The 18,429-nt window shown below is 70.6% G+C and carries 16 protein-coding genes and 1 pseudogene; 11 read left to right on the plus strand and 6 right to left on the minus strand.

Annotated elements, in window-relative coordinates:
- From QNJ12_RS18510 to QNJ12_RS18525, 4 genes are all read left to right on the plus strand, one after another.
- The coding region (locus QNJ12_RS18510; RefSeq protein ID WP_300624890.1) for an NAD(P)/FAD-dependent oxidoreductase at positions 1-1,106 on the plus strand (1,106 nt) is incomplete at its 5' end.
- Positions 1,107-1,418: 312 nt separating this feature from the next.
- The gene (locus QNJ12_RS18515) at positions 1,419-1,664 is read left to right on the plus strand and encodes a hypothetical protein (RefSeq protein ID WP_300624891.1); all 246 of its coding nucleotides are present in this window, start codon (positions 1,419-1,421) and stop codon (positions 1,662-1,664) included.
- A 76-nt stretch (positions 1,665-1,740) separates the two neighbouring features.
- Entirely contained in the window at positions 1,741-2,637 is an 897-nt protein-coding gene (locus QNJ12_RS18520) for a TIGR03854 family LLM class F420-dependent oxidoreductase (RefSeq protein ID WP_300624892.1), read from the plus strand.
- Between the two features lie 57 nt (positions 2,638-2,694).
- Positions 2,695-5,628 (plus strand): EAL domain-containing protein, encoded by a 2,934-nt coding sequence (locus tag QNJ12_RS18525; RefSeq protein WP_300624894.1) that lies wholly within the window; start codon positions 2,695-2,697, stop codon positions 5,626-5,628.
- 7 nt (positions 5,629-5,635) lie between these two features.
- On the opposite strand, the gene lipA is transcribed toward QNJ12_RS18525, so the two are convergent.
- Genes lipA through QNJ12_RS18545 form a run of 4 tightly spaced genes read right to left on the minus strand, consistent with a single transcriptional unit; the run spans position 5,636 to position 10,655 of the window.
- A complete protein-coding gene (gene lipA, locus QNJ12_RS18530; RefSeq protein ID WP_300624896.1) occupies positions 5,636-7,303 on the minus strand; it encodes a lipoyl synthase in 1,668 nt (555 codons plus the stop codon).
- A gap of 1 nt (position 7,304) precedes the next feature.
- Positions 7,305-8,735, minus strand: coding sequence for a dihydrolipoamide acetyltransferase family protein (locus QNJ12_RS18535; RefSeq protein ID WP_300624898.1), 1,431 nt, complete (start codon positions 8,733-8,735; stop codon positions 7,305-7,307).
- 36 nt (positions 8,736-8,771) lie between these two features.
- Entirely contained in the window at positions 8,772-10,172 is a 1,401-nt protein-coding gene (gene lpdA, locus QNJ12_RS18540; protein WP_300624900.1) for a dihydrolipoyl dehydrogenase, read from the minus strand.
- Between the two features lie 60 nt (positions 10,173-10,232).
- The gene (locus tag QNJ12_RS18545) at positions 10,233-10,655 is read right to left on the minus strand and encodes a hypothetical protein (protein WP_300624902.1); all 423 of its coding nucleotides are present in this window, start codon (positions 10,653-10,655) and stop codon (positions 10,233-10,235) included.
- A gap of 168 nt (positions 10,656-10,823) precedes the next feature.
- Here QNJ12_RS18545 and QNJ12_RS18550 point away from each other — a divergent pair, with 168 nt between their 5' ends.
- The 3 genes and pseudogenes from QNJ12_RS18550 to QNJ12_RS18560 form a co-directional block, all read left to right on the plus strand.
- A complete protein-coding gene (locus tag QNJ12_RS18550) occupies positions 10,824-11,111 on the plus strand; it encodes a hypothetical protein (RefSeq protein WP_300624904.1) in 288 nt (95 codons plus the stop codon).
- 62 nt (positions 11,112-11,173) lie between these two features.
- Positions 11,174-11,458: a hypothetical protein gene (locus QNJ12_RS18555; RefSeq protein WP_300624906.1), complete on the plus strand. Its 285-nt coding sequence runs from the start codon at positions 11,174-11,176 to the stop codon at positions 11,456-11,458.
- Positions 11,459-11,473: 15 nt separating this feature from the next.
- Positions 11,474-11,755, plus strand: a pseudogene (locus QNJ12_RS18560) (TlpA family protein disulfide reductase); the annotation flags it as partial.
- Positions 11,756-11,818: 63 nt separating this feature from the next.
- Here the strand turns inward: QNJ12_RS18560 and QNJ12_RS18565 are convergent.
- Positions 11,819-13,900, minus strand: coding sequence for a hypothetical protein (locus QNJ12_RS18565; protein ID WP_300624908.1), 2,082 nt, complete (start codon positions 13,898-13,900; stop codon positions 11,819-11,821).
- A 157-nt stretch (positions 13,901-14,057) separates the two neighbouring features.
- On the opposite strand from QNJ12_RS18565, the gene QNJ12_RS18570 reads away from it, so the two are divergent.
- Genes QNJ12_RS18570 through argJ form a run of 4 tightly spaced genes read left to right on the plus strand, consistent with a single transcriptional unit; the run spans position 14,058 to position 17,795 of the window.
- Positions 14,058-14,948 (plus strand): TIGR01777 family oxidoreductase, encoded by an 891-nt coding sequence (locus QNJ12_RS18570; RefSeq protein WP_300624910.1) that lies wholly within the window; start codon positions 14,058-14,060, stop codon positions 14,946-14,948.
- A complete protein-coding gene (locus QNJ12_RS18575; protein ID WP_300624911.1) occupies positions 14,945-16,171 on the plus strand; it encodes an NAD(P)/FAD-dependent oxidoreductase in 1,227 nt (408 codons plus the stop codon). Before QNJ12_RS18570 ends, QNJ12_RS18575 begins: the two co-directional genes overlap by 4 nt.
- Positions 16,168-16,641, plus strand: coding sequence for a MarR family transcriptional regulator (locus tag QNJ12_RS18580; protein ID WP_300624913.1), 474 nt, complete (start codon positions 16,168-16,170; stop codon positions 16,639-16,641). The genes QNJ12_RS18575 and QNJ12_RS18580 overlap by 4 nt, the downstream gene beginning before the upstream one ends.
- Positions 16,638-17,795 (plus strand): bifunctional glutamate N-acetyltransferase/amino-acid acetyltransferase ArgJ, encoded by a 1,158-nt coding sequence (argJ, locus tag QNJ12_RS18585; protein ID WP_300624915.1) that lies wholly within the window; start codon positions 16,638-16,640, stop codon positions 17,793-17,795. Before QNJ12_RS18580 ends, argJ begins: the two co-directional genes overlap by 4 nt.
- Before the next feature lie 440 nt (positions 17,796-18,235).
- On the opposite strand, the gene QNJ12_RS18590 is transcribed toward argJ, so the two are convergent.
- Positions 18,236-18,429 (minus strand): hypothetical protein (locus tag QNJ12_RS18590; RefSeq protein WP_300624917.1); only part of this gene is annotated, 194 nt, incomplete at its 5' end.

Below are 18,429 nucleotides of genomic sequence, written 5' to 3' on the forward strand. Positions count from 1 at the left end.
ATCACGAGCGAGTCGGGCGGCCGGTCGAGCTCGAAGATGGTCTCGCTGGTGATGAACGGGACTTCGGCCAGCCCGGGGTCCGCGAGATCGACACCCGCTTCGTGCTGGTCTGCACGGGGAGCCGGCCGGCGATCCCGCCGATCCCCGGGCTGGCCGAAGTCCCGTTCATCACCAGCGAGACCATCTTCGAGCTCGACCGGCCGCCCGACTCGCTCGTGATGATCGGCGGCGGCCCGATCGCGGTCGAGATGGCGCAGTCGATGGTCCGCCTCGGGGTTCCGACGACGGTGCTCGAGGCCGCACCGCGGTTGGTGCCCCGCGACGAGCCCGAGCTCGCCGACCGGCTCGTTCAGATCCTCCGTGCGGAAGGGGTCGACGTCCGCCTCTCGACCGGCGCAACGGCCGTCCGCGCCTCCCGCAGCGGTGTCGTCGTCGAGACCGACGACGAGGAGTTCGCGGCCGCCGGCGTCGTCGTCGCCACCGGCCGGGCCGCGAACGTCGAGCCCCTCGGCCTCGATCGCTTCGGCATACCGGTCAGCCCGGCGGGTGTCGAGGTCGACGGACGCAACCGGACGCTGGTGCCGAGCATCTACGTGGTCGGCGACGCTGCGGCCGGTCGACCGCTGTTCACGCACGCCGCGGCGCACGACGCGGTGCTCGCCGTGCGCGACATGTTCTTCCCGGGCCGCGGCGCACCTCCGCAGCTCGTGCCGTGGTGCACGTTCACCGAACCCGAACTGGCCCACGTCGGCCTGACCGCATCCGAGGCACGCGAGCGCTACGGGCGCACGTCGGTCACCGTTCACCGCCACGAGCTCGCCCACAACGACCGTGCCCGAGCCGACGGCACCACCGATGGTCTGTTCATCGTCGTGTCGGTCAAGGATCGCATCGTCGGCGCGCACGCACTGGCGCCCGCGGCCGGCGAGCTCATCCACGAGCTGGCCACCGCCATCAGGTTCGGCGTCGGCCTCGACGAGCTCTCCGACCTCGTGCACATCTACCCGACCCTGTCGACGGGCATCGGCCGGATCGCCGCCGACCGCTCGTTCGCGACCGGGCGTCGCTACCGCGTGCTGACCCGGCTCAGTCGTTGGCTCGGCTGAATGATCGGGCTTCGCCGACCGGCCGAGCCGGATCGGCTGCGCCTCTCGAGCTCGCTGCCTCCGCTGCGCTTTGGCGCCCGCCCACCGCCGCGGCGCGACGCGAACTGTCGGCGAGATGCACACCACGCACCGCGGAGCCCTGGTCGTCGGAGCCGGATCGTCAAGGGACCGGCAAGGGCTCGCCGCGCTCCGTGTCGGGGCGACGCGCGATCTCGTGACGCTCGTGACCGTTTGGTGTCAGGTGTCGCGACATTCGCGCGCAGTCGGCCAATTCGCCGACGCGACGACTCGCGTCGCGACTACACACGTGGCATGGAAGTTCGGCGGGCAACACTCGGAGCAGCGGTGCGGCTGGCAGCCGTCGTGAGCGCCGTGGCTGCGATCGTCACGCTCGTCCTCGGTTCGATCGGCGAGGTGTCCGCAACGGCGCTCGTGCTGACCGTGATCGTCGTCGGCTTCTCGGCGAGCTGGGTGCAGACCGGGCGTGTGGCGCAGGCCGTGCGGCGACCCGCGCGGCACCGCGTCACGGTCGTGCCGAACCGGCACACGGTCGGCTGACCACGATCGCCGTGTGAGACGATCGCGGCATGGCCGCGTTCACGATCCGACATCGCTGCTCCGAGCCGGGCCGGCCGTGAAGGTCCGCATCGGGTTCGGCCTCGGCACCCGCACGAACCTGCACGACGAGCGATTCGGCCACGTCGTCGACGAGCTCGAGCGCCTGTCGTTCGACAGCCTGTGGGTCTCCGAGCGGATCGGGGCAGCGGCCCCCGACCCGTTGGTCGCCATGGCCTACGGCGCCGGTCGCACGACCCGCCTCAAGTTCGGCATGAGCGTGATGGTGCTGCCGGGCCGCAACCCGATCGTGCTCGCGAAGGCACTCGCCAGCCTCTCGACGATGTCCGCCGGGCGCCTGCTGCCGGCGTTCGGGCTCGGGCAGGTCCACCCGGTCGAGCAGCAGGCGTTCGGCGTGGAACGGACCGAACGCGCCGCCTGGTTCGACGAGTCGCTGGCGGTCATGCGGCAGTGCTGGACCGGCGAACCGGTGGTTCACCACGGCCGCCGCTACGACTACGACGGCGTCACCGTCCGACCCGTACCGGCACGGATGGACGTCTGGCTCGGCGGGTACGCCCCGAGCGAGCTGAAACGGGTCGGGCGGCTCGCCGACGGCTGGCTGCCCTCGTTCGTGACGCCCGCCGACGCCGCGGCCGGGCGCACCGTGATCGAACAGGTCTGCGAGGAGCATGGCCGCGAGATCGAGGCAGACCACTACGGCGTCCTGATCCCGTACTCGTTGACCGGGGTTCCCGACCCACTGCTCGCCCAGCTCGCCAAGCGCCGTCCCGACCTCGACCCCGCCGCTCTCGTCCCGACCAGCTGGGAGGCGCTGCGGAGACTGATCGCCGACTTCGTCGAGGTCGGCACCACGAAGTTCGTCGTCCTTCCGATCGACGAACCGGGCACCACCGCCGCGTGGACGGCGCACCTCGAGGAGGCGGCCCGAGCTCTGCTGCCGCTCGAGACCTGACCCGGCCCGTCTGCATGCGGTCAAGATCATCGGCGTTCATGCCGATGAACAGGCGTGATGACCACACTGCGGTACCGCGGCGCGTCACTTGCGGCGCGGCTGTCGCTCCTCGTCCTCGTCCCCAGTGTCGCACTGGGCATCCTCGCGGTGCAGCGGATCCAGTCGGAATGGGCGGCAGCCGATCGTGCCGTGGCCGTCGCCGACGCCGTCGAGCTTCAGCAGGACGTTGCCGCCGTCTTCCCGACCGCCCAGCTCGAGCAGGTCGCCCTCGAGGGTCTCGGCCGCGTCGATGCACTCGGCTTCCCGCGCGACGTCATCGTGTCGTTCGTCGGGATCGACTTCGAGACGACGTACGAGACCAACCTGGTCGAGTTCGAGAACGCGCTCGACGAGCTCCAGCGTGGACACCGGTTCGTGCAGCTCGACGACGGCACCCTGCTCGGCGATCAACTCAACCGCGTCCGCGGTGCACTCGACGTCCAGCGCCAGCTGAGTGCTGAGAGCCGCGCAGCGCCAGCCGACATCCGTGCGGTGTTCGACGACCTCTACGAGCTGCTCGGCGAAGCGCTCGCGGTCAACGCGGGCATCGACGCATCGAGCCTCGAATCGTCCGCCCGGCAACTCGAGGAGCTCGCCGGCGTGATGGTCTCGGCCGGCTCGTACGGCGACGCACTCCTCGACAACGTGCTGTACGGCTGGGGTGGGGACGGTGACGACACCGGCAACCAACGCGCGGTCGCGCTGGCGCTCCACGGCGAGAGCCTGAGCCGCTTCGAAGCGACCCTCACCTCTGACGAGCGAGGCGCACTCCGAGACCTCCGTACGCGATACACGGCGCTCACCGCGACCGAACTCGACTTCCCCGAGTCCCTCGACGCCGACCTCACCGCCGAACCGTCGATCATCGCCGGCATCGGCGAGTCACTCCTCGCGTTCGTCGAGTATGCCGACGCGCTCGGACAGTTCACGACCGACTTCAACGAAGGCGTCGCCGTCGGGGCGCAGGCCGAGTCGGACGCCGCAGAGGCACGCGTCGACCGGACCGCAGCGCTGCTGGCGATCGTGGCCGTCGCCACGGTCGCGCTGATGGCGACGGTGCTCTACTCGGTGCTCGTACCCATCCGCCGGTTGCGCCGCAGGGCGCGCGACATCAGCAACGGAGTGCTCGACGCCGACCCGCTCCCGGTTCGTGGACCAGCCGACATCCGGGCGCTGACGATGACCGTGAACGAGATGTCCGAGACGCTCCACCGCGTGAACGGCGAGATCGACCGACTCGCAGCGAACGACCTCGACGGTCCCATCGACCTGCCGGGTTCGATCGGGGTCTCGATGCGCGAGTCGGTCCGGAACCTGTCCGATGTGACGACGCGCCTCCACCAGAGCGAGCAGATGTCATCGGCGATCGTGTCGAAGGCCGCCGACGCGATCTGGACGGTCGACGAGGTCGGCATCGTCCTCACGGCCAACGAGGCCAGTGCCGATCTCACGGGCGTCGCCGTCGACGACCAACTCGGTCGGCCGATCGGCGACTTCCTGTCGACGACCGACGGCGAAGGATCGGTGAGGGTCGCGAGCGGCGCGCCGCCGAGGGTGCTCGTCGGCCGCAGCACCATCGAGGACGAGCACGAGCAGGTGAGCGTGTTGATCGCCCACGACATCTCCGAGCGCAGCCGATTCGAGGAGCGCCTCGCCTACCAGGCCAACCACGACGCGCTCACCGGGCTGCCGAACCGTTTCGCAGTGCTCGAGCACCTCGACCAACGTCTCGCCGCAGCCGACGACAACATCGCCGTCCTCTTCATCGACCTCGACTCGTTCAAGAGCGTCAACGACGCACAGGGTCACGCCGCCGGCGATCGAGTCCTCACCGACATCGCTGCGACGCTGTCGAAGTCGGTCCGCGAAGGCGAGTTCGTCGGCCGACTCGGTGGCGACGAGTTCATCGTCGTCAGCGAGCACTTCTCACAGACCACCGACGTGGTCGCGCTCGGCCACCGCATCATCCGCGAGGTCGAGCAGCCCCGCAACTACGACGGGCAGCTCTTCGTGCTGTCGGCCAGCGTCGGGGTCACCGTCCCCGAGCCGGGCACGTCGGCGCTCGACGCGCTCCGCCAGGCGGACAACGCCGTCTACCAGGCCAAGCAGCACGGCCGGGGGCGCGTCGAGTTCTACGACGCGACGATGCAGGAGCGCGTCGACCGTGAGGCCGAGCTCGAGTTGGCGCTGCGCCATGCAGTCCGGAACGAGGAGCTCGTGCTCCACCTCCAGCCGACCGTCGACCTGACGACGTCGAAGATCGACGGCGCCGAGGCGCTCGTTCGCTGGAACCGGCCCGGCCACGGCATGGTGCCGCCGGGCGACTTCATCCCGCTCGCCGAGCGATCGTCGCTGGTGTTCGAGATCGAGCGATGGGTGCTCACCAAGGTCTGTCGCATCCTCGTCGACTGGCGTGATCGCCAGCCGGACGTCCGGCGCCGGATCGCGGTGAACATCTCGGGCCGGCACCTGATCGAGGGCGACCTGCTCGCCGACGTCGACGCCGCGCTCAGCCTGACCGGCGCCGACCCGCAGATGCTCGAGCTCGAGCTCACCGAGACGCAGCTGCTCGAGGATCTCGACCAAGCCACGGAGATCCTCGAAGCACTCCGCGGTCGCGGCATCACGATCGCGGTCGACGACTTCGGCACCGGCTACTCGTCGATGACCTACCTCCGTCACCTGCCGATCGACGCGGTGAAGATCGACCGCAGCTTCGTCGCCCGGGCCACCGAGCACGGGTACGACTCGACGGTGATCGAGGCACTCCTGACGATCGGCCGCACCCTCAACCTGACCGTCGTCGCCGAGGGGATCGAGACCGACGAGCAGTTCGACTACCTGCAGGCCCGCGGCTGCAACCGGGCGCAGGGCTTCCTGCTCGCCCGCCCGATGCCGGTCGACCAGGCCGAGGAGATGATCTTCGCCGACGAGCTCAGCGTCCGCGAGTGAGCCCGGCTCAGCGGGTTCGAGCGAGGCTCACGGCGACCGGGCCGACCTGTTCGGCCGCCTGCTTCGCGTGGTAGCTCGAACGGGTCAGCGGGCCGGCCTCGACGTGGCCGATCCCGAGCGACTCGCCGATCTGCTTCCATCTCGCGAACTCGTGCGGCTCGACCCACCTCGCGACGGGCAGGTGGTGCGACGTCGGCCGCAGGTACTGCCCGATGGTCACGATGTCGCAGCCGATCGCGGCGAGGTCGGCCAGCGCGCCGACGAGCTCGGCATCGGTCTCGCCGAGCCCGACCATCACGCTCGACTTCGTCACGAGCCCGGCCTGCTTGGCCCACCCCAGCACGGCGAGGCTGCGGGCGTACCCGGCTGACGGACGCACCGCGCGCTGGAGGCGAGCCACGGTTTCGAGGTTGTGGTTGAGCACGTCGGGCCGGACGTCGAACAGCCGGCCGAGCGCCTGGCGCGAGCCCTTCACGTCGGAGATCAGCGTCTCGACCCGGGTGGCCGGGCGGCGCCGCCGGATCGCCTCGACACATGCTGCGACGTGTGTCATGCCGCCGTCGTCGAGGTCGTCGCGAGCGACCATCGTCAGGACGGCGTGATCGAGATCGAGCCGATCGATGGCATCGGCGACGCGTTCGGGCTCGTCGGGCGACGGCTCGACCGGACGCCGAGTGTCGACCAGGCAGAAGCCGCAGGCCCGCGTGCATCGCTCACCGAGCACCATGAAGGTCGCCGTGCCGTCGGCCCAGCAGTCGGACAGGTTGGGACACCCCGCGTCTTCGCAGACGGTGACCAGCTCGAGCTCGCGCAACGTCTTGCGGAGGCCGAGCACCTCGGGACCGTGGCGGACCTTCGGTCGCAGCCAGTCGGGCTTGCGGCTCTCGATCGAGAGACCCTCGGCGACGCCGGCCCGCGACAGGCGCTCGTGCGAACGCGGCCGGGGCGTCACGCGCTCGCCGGGACCCTCGCCGCGGGAGAACGGCGCGAGGTCGCTCGGCCGCTCGCGCCACGCGACGTCCTGACGCTCGACGGCGCCCGCACCCCACCGGGCGGCTGCGAGCTGCGCGACGACATCGACGACCTCTCGCATCGCGACGTCGACGCCCTCCTCGGCGAGCGAGGTGACCGGCCGGTCCGCGATGCCGCACGCCACGATGTGCTCGCGCATGAACCTCATGTCGGTGTCGATGTTGAGGGCGAAGCCGTGCATCGTGCGGCCACGGGCGAGCCGGACGCCGATCGCCGCAATCTTGCGCGGGTTCGGACCGTCGGCGTCGACCCACACGCCGGGATAGTCGGGCAGCCGCCCGGCGCCGCCGACGCCGAGTCGGGCGAGCGCCTCGATCAGCAGGTCCTCGACGGATCGGACGTGTTCCAGGGAGCCCTTGGCGTTGGGCAGCGAGACGATCGGGTACCCGACCAGCTGGCCGGGGCCGTGGTACGTGATGTCGCCACCGCGCGTGACCGGCACGAGATCGGCGCCGACCGACGCCGGCTCGCACCGGAGGTTGGTGTCGAGGTCGGCGTGGCGACCGTACGTGAAGACGTGATCGTGCTCGAGCAGCAGGAGATGTTGCTCGGCGCCGTGTTCGAACAACGCTTCCTGGACCGCCAGCGCCTCGCGGTACGGCACCCTCCCCAACCACCGGACGCGGAGGGGGCCCGCCGTCATGTCAGAGCTCGGCGTCCCAGTCGCGCGTCTCGATGATCTCCTTCACCCGCTTGAGGAAGCCCGCCGCGTAGGCACCGTCGAAGGCGCGGTGATCCCAGCTCATCGCCAGGTTGCCGACCGGATGGATGGCGATGGCCTCGGCGCCCAACTCGGTCGTGGTGACGACCGGCCTGCGGACGATGGCATCGGTGGAGATGATGCCGACCTGGGGCTGGTTGATGATCGGCATCGTCAACACCGAACCGGCCGAGCCGTTGTTCGAGATCGTGAACGTGCCGCCCGAGATCTCGTCGGGGCTCAGCTTGCGGGCGCGAGCGCGGTTGGCGAGGTCGCTGATCTCGCGGGCGATGGCGCGGAGCCGCTTGGTCTCGGCGCTCCGCACGACGGGCGCGAGCAGACCCTCGTAATCGAGATCGACGGCGATGCCGAGGTCGACGTAGCCGTGCACGACGAGGTCGTCACCGCTCACGCTGGCGTTGAGGTGCGGGAACTCGGCGAGACCGTCGATGATCGCCCTCGTGATGAACGGCAGGTAGGTGAGGCTGAAGCCTTCGGCCGCCTTGAACTCGGCCTTCACGGCCGCCCGGGTCGCATCGACGTTGGCGAAGTCGACCTCGACGACGCTGAACGCGTGCGGCGACGTCGACTTGCTCATCACCATGTGGTCACCCGTCAGGCGCCGGATCTTCGAGAGCTTGACGACGGTGTCGCGCTCGCCCGCGGCTGCGACCGGGGCCGCCGCCGGAACGGGAGCGGCAGCCGGGGCGGGAGTTGGCGCGGGAGCCGCCGGTGGTGGCGTGGCAGCCGGCGCGGGCTCGGCTGAGGGTGGCGTCGGAGCAGCGGCCGGCGACGGCGCGGCGGCCGGTTGGGCACCGACTGCGTCGATGTGGTCGAGCACGTCCTCGCGGGTGATCCGACCACCCGGCCCGGTGCCGGTGATGCCGTCGGGGTCGAGCCCGTGCTCGTTCACGAGGCGCCGGACGACGGGTGACAGCAGGCGGCTGTCACCCGCGTTGGCGGCTCGGGCCGGCGCGGGCACCGGGGCCGGAGCCGCCGGTGCGGGCTCGGGCTCGGAGGCCGCCGGTGCGGGCTCGGGCGTCGGCGCCGGGGCGGCGGGCTCGGGTTCGGGCTGGGGTTCGGGTTCGGGCGCGGCCTCGGCAGCCGGAGCCGCCGGCGCGGCCGCAGCGGGCTCGGCACCGGTGTCGCCGACGACTGCGACCACGACGCCCACCTCGACCGTGTCGCCCTCGGGGACTCGGATCTCGGTCACGACACCGGCGACGGGGGACGGCACCTCGGTGTCGACCTTGTCGGTCGACACCTCGAACAGCGGTTCGTCAGCTGCGATCGTGTCGCCGACGGCCTTGAACCACTGTGTGATCGTGCCTTCGGTGACGGTCTCGCCAAGCTGGGGAAGGGTGACGTCAGCCATGGTCGTTCAATCTGCTCCTGTGGATCGTGAGGTTGCTCAGCCGTTGAAGCTCCTGCCGGTGAGCGACAACATCGTCTCACCAAACAGCTCCGTCATGCTGGGATGCGGTTGGATGAACTCGGCGACCTCGTCGACGGTCGCCTCCCAGTTGACCGCCAGGTAGCCGCCCGAGAGCTGCTCGGTGACCCAGGGGCCGACCATGTGGACGCCGAGCACCTGGCCCGCCGTGCCATCGGCGTTCTTCTTGGCGATGACCTTGACCATGCCGTCGGTCTCACCGACGATCTGCGCGCGGCTGTTGAACCGGAACGGGTGCTTACCGACGACGACGTCGACGCCGGCCTCCTTGGCGGCGTCCTCGCCCGGGCCCGCCCATGCGACCTCGGGATGGCAGTAGATCGCCCAGGGCACCCGGTCGTAGTCGACCGGCAACGGCGCCTCACCCAAGAGGTGCTTGACGACCATGACCGCTTCGGCGTACCCGACGTGGGCGAGCTGGGGCGTGTCGACCAGGTCACCGATGGCATAGACGTTCGGCTCGCCCGTGCGGCAGTACTCGTCGACATCGACGAAGCCGCGGTCGTCGACCTCGACAGACGTGCCGTCGAGGCCGAGTTGGTCGGCGAACGGCCGGCGACCCACCGAGACGATGCAGGCGTCGACCTCGACCGACTCACCGTCGCCGTAGTGGATGGTGGTACCACCGGACGCGGTGGGCGTGTGCCCGTTGACCATCACACCGGTGCGGATGTCGATCTTCTTCTTCTTGAAGCTCCGGACCACGACGTTGGCGACATCGGCGTCGAGCCCCGGCAGGATCTTCGGCAGACCCTCGAGGATCGTCACCTCGGCACCGAGGTCGGCGAACGTCGAGGCGAACTCACAACCGATCGCTCCCCCGCCGATCACGGCGACCCGAGCGGGTACGGCGTCGAGGTCGAGCACCTCGTCGCTGGTCATGATCGGCCCGCCGCGCTCGAAGTTGGGGATCAGCCGTGGCACCGAACCCGTGGCCAGGATCACGTTCGCGCCGGTGATGGTCGCGGAACCACCGTCGCCGAGCGCGACCGAGACCGTGCGGTCGGCGCCGAGGGAACCGACGCCGTTGAACACCTCGACCTTGCGACCCTTGCACATCGCAGCGATGCCGCCCACGAGGCCGGCCACGATCTTCTGCTTGCGCTGTTGCGTGACCGCGAAGTCGACCGTCGGCGCGCTCGACTCGATGCCGAACTCGGCGCTGTGCTCGACGTGGCGCTTGACGGCCGCTGTCTCGAGGAAGGCCTTGGCCGGGATGCACCCGCGGTTGAGGCACGTGCCGCCGAGCGCGTCCTTCTCGACGAGCGCCACCTGCAGGCCGGCCGAGGCACCGTAGAGGGCGGCGGCGTAGCCACCGGGGCCACCACCGATGACGACCAGGTCGAACGAGTCACTCACGGCCGCCACCGTATCGCCGCTACCCACGGGTAATGCACGGCCCGAACGGCACCGCGGCGCTCAGCTCAGGACCCAGCGCGCTTGGTCGTCGCCGCGCTCGTAGAAGAGCACGCGAGAGCTCCCGTCGGCCACGGAGACGTCGAAGTCGACGCGGCACTCGAGCTCGTCGACCGTGGTGGCGGCACAACCGTTCGCGCCCGGTGGGGACGCCGAGACGGGACGCCCGGACGCGATCAGCCGGAAGCCGAGCGCGCCGTCCGGGTCGTCGACGCCGCCGATGAGCAGCGTCACGCTCAGCTCGTCGGCGCGCTCGACCGCGTCGAGGACGGTGACGGACATGTCACCGACTCGAGCGGGCTCGCCGACCGGCACCGGCTCGGCGACGTCGTCCTGGGAGGCCAGCTGGAAGAGGAACACGGCACCGGCGAGCATGATCGCGAGGCCGCACCCCAGCGCGAGCAGCATCAGCGTGCGGGTCTTCATCGGTCGCGGAGGCTATCGACCGGACACGCCCGCCGAGCCCGGCGGAGGGACCTCGACCGACCATGCCGTGCGCCCGGTGGGTACCATCCGGTGCGAGGGGGCGATGCAGTGGGTCGAATCCGGGCATTCCTGAGAGCGTGGACGGCCCGTCGCGCCGGCGCTCGTCACGTGCCGACCGCGATCCAGCGATCGGCGCGCGACGTCATGGGGCCGATCGGGGCCGGCTTCTCCGACGCCTGGGACCGGCTCGCCGAGAGCAGCGACGCGTACGACCACTCCTTCGACCGACGGCTGCCGCCGAGCTTGTTCGTCTCCGAGCGCGACCGGACGCGCCATCATCAACCGATCCCACTCGTCGAGCGAAGGCTGAAGGACTTCCGCGGCGACGCGGATGCGCTCACCCCCGACGAGATCGAGTGGGGGCGCCACCCACCCGGCGGCCAACCGGAACGCTGAACAATCACGAAACCGCCGGCGCCGACCGGAGTCGCGCACGACGCGACGGTACGATGCCCCCCATGTTCCGGCGGCTCCTTCCCCTCGCATTCGCCGGGATCCTGGTCGCCTGCGGCGGCACCTCCGACGACGCATCGACGCCGTCGGCCGCCGACGACGTGGCCGAGACGGCGGCACCCGCCGCCCCTGCGACGACCGCGGCCGCCGATGAAGCGGGCGCCGTCGTGCCCGCCGGCGACGTTCCCGAGGCGCTCCAGTTCTCGGCGTCCCTCGTCGGGGGTGGCGACATCGACGTCGCCGCACTCGCCGGCCGGCCGGTGCTGCTGTGGTTCTGGGCACCGTGGTGAAGCACCTGCAATCGAGAAGCCCCCTCGGTCGAGGAGGCCGCACAACGATGGGCCGGTCAGGCCGAGTTCGTCGGCGTCGCCTGGAGCGGCAATGAGAGCCAGTACGAGGACTTCGTCGATCGCTACTCGTTGACGTTCCCGCAGATCAACGACTCCGCAGCCGAGGTGTTCACCCGATTCGAGGTGCCCACGCAGCCGGCCTTCGCGCTCGTCCTCCCCGACGGCGAGGTGCAGACCTTGTTCGGCGCCGCGGACGAAGCGCTGCTCGACTCGCTCATCAGCGACGCGCTGGCCTGATCGGGCTGCGCACGTGGCCGAGCCAGCGGCTCCGGCCGGCTTCGGCCTCGGACTCGCGGCCGATCAGCCCTCGATCGCGCCGTAGGCCGCCTCGAGGCACGCTTCGTGACGCCGGTCGTAGTCGGCGTCGTCGTACACCGTGTACCAGTTCCGACCCTCGAAGCACTCGAGGTGGGCGATCTCGGTCGGGAGCTCCCACATCTCGACGAGGCCCTGGTCGACCTTCTCGAGGAAGCACGCCCGCGCCGACTCGGCCCGGGCGATGAACTCATCGTCGGACAGCGAGTACAGCTCGCCGCTCCACGTGACGTCGGCGTACCCACACTCGGCGAAGCGGAGCTCGATCGGCACGAACGTCTCGTCCATCTCGCCGCGGTCGACGTACCCCTGGAAGCAGGTTGCGGCCTCGGTCGCGTCGCGGAGGTCGTAGCACTCGAAGTAGCCCTCGTCGTCGACGCCCTCCTCGAACCAGCCATAGTCGCCCTCGCCGGTGAGCACGTCGTCCGGGGACACGTCATCCGAGAACACGTCGTTCGCGAACAGGTCGTCGATCGTCGGATCGTCGAGGATCACGCCGCCGGGCGTCGTGAGGTCGAACGGATCGGACGTCGAGAACACGCCGTCGAGATCGAACAGCGAGCCGAAGACCTCCTCGAACGCCGGCTCGGCGGCGGCGACGATGTCGTCGATCTCCTGGCGGTCGAGCGCACGGAGCACGGCGAGCATCGCCTCGCTCACGGTGTTGGTCGGGCTCACGTACCAGCCGTCCTCGAACCGCTGCATCTCGATGCCGACCGGCTCGATGTCGGAGAAGGCCTCGGTGATGGTGTCGAGCAGGTGCTCGAGCGCCGGCGCCTCGCCGAGCACCTCGTCGAGCTCGGCCGTCGTGTCGCCGCACTGCTCGAACGTCTCGCCCTCCGCGGTGAGGCTGACGCAGTTGCCGTCGGAGCTGAACGTGAACGACGCACCGTCCAGGGTCCCTTCGATGGCGATCGCCTCGAGGAAGACCGTGGCGCTGTCACCGTCCTCGTCGACGCTGAACCGACGCTCGGTGATCTGCCACCGCAGCGGGACCTCGTCGAGCACCGCCTGGCCGTCCTCGACGAAGAGCGGCGCGTAGCGCTGCAGCGCGGCCGCTTCCCCGGGGTTGAGTGTGCGGATCATGCCGGTGAGGTCCAGCGCCTCGACCCGATCGAGCAGCTGATCGAACGCCGCCTCGGGCGAGTCGGCCGGGTCGGAGCCGACGCCGTCGAGCGGGATCCTGCTCCCCGGCGAGATCTCCTGGCGGGCCGCCTCGGCGATCGAATGGAACGCGCTGAAGTACCAGCGGCCGTCGCGCTCGACGGCCGTCAGCGTGATGTCGAGCACATCGGTGTCGGTCGCACGCGACCCGCGCAGCTCGGTCAGCATGTCCGACGGCATGTTGTCGGTGATCAGCGAACCGATCGGGAGGTCGGCACCATCGACCGTGATCGTCGCGTCGGCGCGCAGGTCGACGTTGACGATGTCGGGCACGTTGGTCGAGCGCACCTCGACGCTCTCGCCCTCGAACGTGATGTCGACGCCGAGGATCTGCGACAGGTCGGCGTCGGGCGAGAGGATCTCGAGGCGGGTGAGCTCGGACACGACGTCGACCAACGGGCCCCTGAACGCCTCCCTCTCACCCGGCAACAGCACGTCGACGACACCGAGGAGGTCCTCGTTCTCGATGGCGGAGAGCAGTTCGAAACCGAGCTCGTCGGCCGTCTCGTTGCCGCTCTGAGCGGGTCGGACGAGGTTGGTGCCCGCGAAGACGCCGGCACCGACGATGGCGAGGCCGGCGACGACTGCTCCACCGACGAACCACTTCGAACGGCTCGGCCCGGGAGCGGGCGGTCCGGTCTCGACGGTCGTCGTGACACCAGGGAAGCCGGGCTGCGCCGGCTGAGCCGTGGTCGTGGCCGGCTGCGGGCCGGCAGGCGGCGCGGGGGCGGCGACGGGTGGGGGCGGCGGTGTTGCGGCCGGTGGAGGCGAGACGGGCGCGGGCGGCGGCACGGCACCCTGGCCGCCGGGCGCCCACGGCGACGGCAGTGCGGGGGGTTGGGGTTGCGCGGGCGTGGATGCGCTCTCATCCGAGGGCGGCATCCAGGGGGAGTCATCCGGCATGGCGTCGACGCTATCCAATCCTCGTGGCCGGGTACGGCCGTCTCTCGGGCACGAGCCCGCTGCCCTGGGATATCGGCACGCGGTGGACGGAGCTTGACCCGGCCGGACCCCGGCTGCGTCGAGCGGCGGGGCCGCCGAGCCCCTAGCGTCACCTCTCATGCACATCGGTGTCACCGGATCGTCCGGCCTGATCGGGAGCGCGCTGCTCGAGCATCTCCGCGCCGGGGGCCACCAGACCACACGGATCGTCCGCCGCGCCGCCGGCGCGGGAGAGATCTCGTGGGACCCCACGAAGGGCGATCTCGACCCGGGCGCGCTCGCCGGACTCGACGCCGTCGTCCACCTCGCCGGGGCCGGGATCGGCGATCACCGCTGGACGGATGAGTACCGCCGCACGCTGCTCGACAGCCGCGTCGACAGCACGAAACTGCTCGCCGAGGCGATGGCCGCAGCCGACGGTCCACGCGTGCTGATCAGCGGTTCGGCCATCGGTGTCTACGGCGATCGCGACGACGAACAGCTCGACGAGGCCTCGTCCTCCGGCGACGGCTTCCTCGCAGACATCTGCCGGGCGTGGGAGGCCGCCACGGCGCCCGCCGAGGCGGCGGGCATCCGGGTCGCTCACATCCGGACGGGCATCGTGCTGAGTCGGGAGGGCGGTGCGCTGAAGAAGATGCTGCCCCTGTTCCGGCTCGGGCTCGGCGGTCGGTTCGGCAACGGGCGACAGTGGATGAGCTGGATCTCGATCGACGACGAGGTGCGAGCGATCGAACACCTGCTCACCAGCGGCATCAGCGGCCCGGTCAACCTGACCGCTCCCGAACCCGTCCGCAACGCCGACTTCGCGAAGACGCTGGGCAAGGCCCTCGGGCGGCCGTCGTTCCTCCCGGTGCCCACGTTCGGACCGAAGCTGGTGCTCGGCGGCGACCTCGCCGAGGCGCTGCTGTTCAGCAGCCAGCGGGTTGCGCCCAGCGTCCTCGTCGAGGACGGCTTCGCGTTCGAGCATCCCGAGCTCCTCGGGGCGCTGCGTGCGATCCTGACCCGGTGAGCAACGACCTCGACGTCGTCATCGTCGGCGCCGGCCTCGCCGGCCTCGCATGCGCGACCACCCTCCACGACGCCGGGGCCGCGGTTCGGTTGCTCGAGGCCGGTGACCGAGCCGGCGGACGCGTTCGAACCGATGCCGTCGACGGCTTCCTCCTCGACCGCGGGTTCCAGGTGTTGCTGACCGCGTACCCGGAAGCCCACCGCCAGCTCGACCTCGACGCGCTCGAGCTCCGCCGGTTCGAACCGGGTGCGCGGGTCCAACTCGGGGCCCGTAGCTCCGTCATCGCCGACCCCTTCCGAGCACCGAAGCGGCTGGTCGACTCCGCACGCAGCCCCGCCGCCACGATGTTCGACAAGCTGAGAGTCGCCCGGCTCCGCCGCTCGGTTCGCTCGGTGCATGCGGCGCAGCTGCTGCGCCGCGAGGATCGGCCGACGATCGACGTCCTGCGCGAGCTCGGCTTCTCGCAGCGGACGATCGATCGCTTCTTCTCCCCGCTCTTCGGCGGGATCCAGCTCGACCCGGCCCTCACGACGTCGCGGCGGATGTTCGACGTCATCTTCCGCACGCTCGCCGATGGCGACTCGGCCGTTCCGGCACGCGGCATGCAGTCGATTCCCGATCAGCTGGTGGCCCGTCTGCCGGACGGCGCCGTCGAGCTCGGGCGAGCCGCGCGCGGCGTGCGCGCCGGCGTCGTCGAGACCGACGACGGTGCGATCACGGCCGACGCCGTCGTCGTCGCCTGCGAGGGCCCGGTGGCGGCCGAATTGCTGGACCTCCCACCGGTCGAGTCGAAGTCGGTCGCCGCCGTCTACTTCGACGCTCCTGAGCCGCCGACCACCGACCGCCTGGTCGTGCTCGACGGCCACGGTGGCGACGTGCTCAATGCGGCGGTCATGTCGAACGTCGCGCCGTCGTACGCACCGCCGGGCCGCCACCTCGTCGTCGCCGCACTGCCGGGTGCGACCGACGGCGACATCGAGGCCACCGCGAGGAGGACGTTCCGCGAGTGGTGGGGCGCACAGGTCGACGAGTGGCGAGTGATCCGCGCCTACCGGATCGCACACGGACAGCCGGCGCAGCGCCCGCCGTTCGCCCCCAAGCGGTCGCAGCACGTCGCCGACGGCTTGTTCGTGTGCGGCGATCACCGCGACACCGCCTCGATCCAGGGGGCGCTGTACTCGGGCCGTCGATGCGCCGAATCCCTGCTTAGGATGGGAGCGTGAGCGCCCGCACCGCCTGGCTCGACGATACCGAGATGGCTGGCTGGCGGGCGTTCATCGAGACGCAGGTCGACCTGATGGGTGCGCTCGAGGCCGATCTCGCCACGCACGATCTCACGCTCGGCGACTACCAGGTGCTCGTCTACCTGTCCGAGGTCGATGGCCATGCACTCCGCATGTGCGATCTCGCCGACATGCTCCAGCTCTCACCCAGCGGGCTCACCCGTCGCCTCGACGGTCTCGTACGGGCCAGCTGGGTCGAGCGCCGGGGCTCCGAGGCCGACCGGCGCGTGATGATGGCGGTGCTCACCGACGCGGGCCGGCGACACCTCGTCGAGGCCGCGCCGACACACGTCGACAGCGTCCGTCGACACATCTTCGACCACCTCGACCGCGCGGACGTCGAGGCGTTGGCGTCGATCTTCGGCAAGATCCGGGCCGCGCTCGACGACCGGGCATCGACGCCGGCGTGACCGAGCTGCCCGACGGCTTCGCGGCCCACGTGGCCAACGTCGGGGTCAAGGACCACACCGACGACTTCGTCGTCATCACGGCCGACCGGCCCGTCCCCGCGGCCGGCGTCTTCACGCGCAGCCGCTTCGTGGGGCCCAGCGTCGAGATCAGCCGCTCCCACCTCGCCGACCGCAGGGCACGGGCGATCGTGATCGTCTCGAAGAACGCCAACGTCGCGAACGGGCCGACCGGTACCGACGACGCAACCGAGCTCGTCGACGGCGTCGCGGGCCGGCTGGGATGCGAGCCAGCCGACGTGCTGGTCGCGTCGACCGGCGTCATCGGGCGTCGCTACCCGATGGACCGCATCAGGGCGGGCATCCGGGCGATCCCTGCCGCACCGCACGGCCGATCGGCCGACGATGCCGCCGCCGGCATCATGACCACCGACACGGTGCCGAAGGTCGCCGAGACCACCGTCGCCGGCAGCAACGCGCGGGTGGTCGGCATCGCAAAGGGCGTCGGCATGATCGAGCCCGACATGGCCACCATGATCGCCGTCGTGTGCACCGACGCCGACGTGTCGCCCGACGAGCTCGACACCACGTTCCGAGCCGCCGTCGACCGGACGTTCAACTGCGTGAGCATCGACACCGACACCTCGACGAGCGACACCGCGGTCGTCCTCGCCAGCGGCGCCGCCGGGCCGGTCGACGCGCACGCGTTCGCAACTGCACTCGAGCAGGTCTGCCTCGACCTCACGAAGATGATCGCCCTCGACGGCGAGGGTGCCGAGACCCTCATCGAGGTCATCGTCGACGGCGCCCGTGACCACCGGCAGGCGAAGCGGGTCGCCAAGAGCATCGTCAACTCGCCACTGGTCAAGACCGCCGTCCACGGCGCCGACCCGAACTGGGGGCGCGTCGCCATGGCCGTCGGCAAGTGCAGCGACGACCTCGACATCGATCAGGACCGCGTCGTCATCGCGTTCTGCGGCACCGAGGTCTACCCGACCCCGGTCGACGACGCCGCGCTCGCCGCACTCTCCGACGAGATGCGCAGCGACGTCGTGCCGATCCACGTGAGCCTCGGCATCGGGTCGGGCGCCGCCACGGTGTACGGCTGCGACCTCACCGACGGCTACGTGCGCATCAACGCCGACTACACCACGTAGTCGATCGGGCTTCGCCGGACCGACCACGTCGGATCCGGCTGCGCCGACCGAGCTCACCGCCTCCGCTGCGCTGGCGCTTCGCTCCGGCGCTCGCCCCACCGTCACCGGAGCAACAGGACACCGACCACGTCGGATCCGGCTGCGCCGACCGAGCTCACCGCCTCCGCTGCGCTGGCGCTTCGCTCCGGCGCTCGCCCCACCGTCGCCGGAGCACAATCCTCCGACAACCATCGTCTGGCTGTTCCTGACCGAGCTCGCCGTCCCCACTGCGTTTCGACGCTCGCCCACCTTCACTGGAGCACGGGTCCGACGGGCCGTCAACTTGCGGGCTACGCCTACCGAGCTCGCCGCCTCCGCGACCGCTGCGACGCTCGCCCACCTTCACTGGAGCACGGGTCCGACGGGCTCACCCCAGCCGGTTCGGCTGACCGAGCGCTCCCTCAGCGGGGTGGGATGGGGCCGAGGCCGATCCTCGTGTCGACCAGACGGGCGGCTGCCGACCCCACACCCGACTCGAACCACGCCGACACATCCACCACCACATCGGCCTCCACCAACGACGACACACACACCTCACCGGTCCCATCCACCGGCACCACCACCGCATTCGGCTCCACACCACCCGGCACCAAGA

The sequence above is a fragment of the Ilumatobacter sp. genome (assembly GCF_030065885.1).
Classification (GTDB): Bacteria; Actinomycetota; Acidimicrobiia; order Acidimicrobiales; family Ilumatobacteraceae; genus Ilumatobacter.

What these genes read in the sequence shown, in the direction of transcription:
- QNJ12_RS18515 (WP_300624891.1), top strand. Translation starts at nt 1,419, where the DNA reads ATGGAAGTTCGGCGGGCAACACTCGGAGCAGCGGTGCGGCTGGCAGCC.
- QNJ12_RS18525 (WP_300624894.1), top strand. Translation starts at nt 2,695, where the DNA reads ATGACCACACTGCGGTACCGCGGCGCGTCACTTGCGGCGCGGCTGTCG.
- lipA (WP_300624896.1), bottom strand. Translation starts at nt 7,303, where the DNA reads ATGACGGCGGGCCCCCTCCGCGTCCGGTGGTTGGGGAGGGTGCCGTAC.
- QNJ12_RS18535 (WP_300624898.1), bottom strand. Translation starts at nt 8,735, where the DNA reads ATGGCTGACGTCACCCTTCCCCAGCTTGGCGAGACCGTCACCGAAGGC.
- QNJ12_RS18545 (WP_300624902.1), bottom strand. Translation starts at nt 10,655, where the DNA reads ATGAAGACCCGCACGCTGATGCTGCTCGCGCTGGGGTGCGGCCTCGCG.
- QNJ12_RS18555 (WP_300624906.1), top strand. Translation starts at nt 11,174, where the DNA reads ATGTTCCGGCGGCTCCTTCCCCTCGCATTCGCCGGGATCCTGGTCGCC.
- QNJ12_RS18565 (WP_300624908.1), bottom strand. Translation starts at nt 13,900, where the DNA reads ATGCCGGATGACTCCCCCTGGATGCCGCCCTCGGATGAGAGCGCATCC.
- QNJ12_RS18570 (WP_300624910.1), top strand. Translation starts at nt 14,058, where the DNA reads ATGCACATCGGTGTCACCGGATCGTCCGGCCTGATCGGGAGCGCGCTG.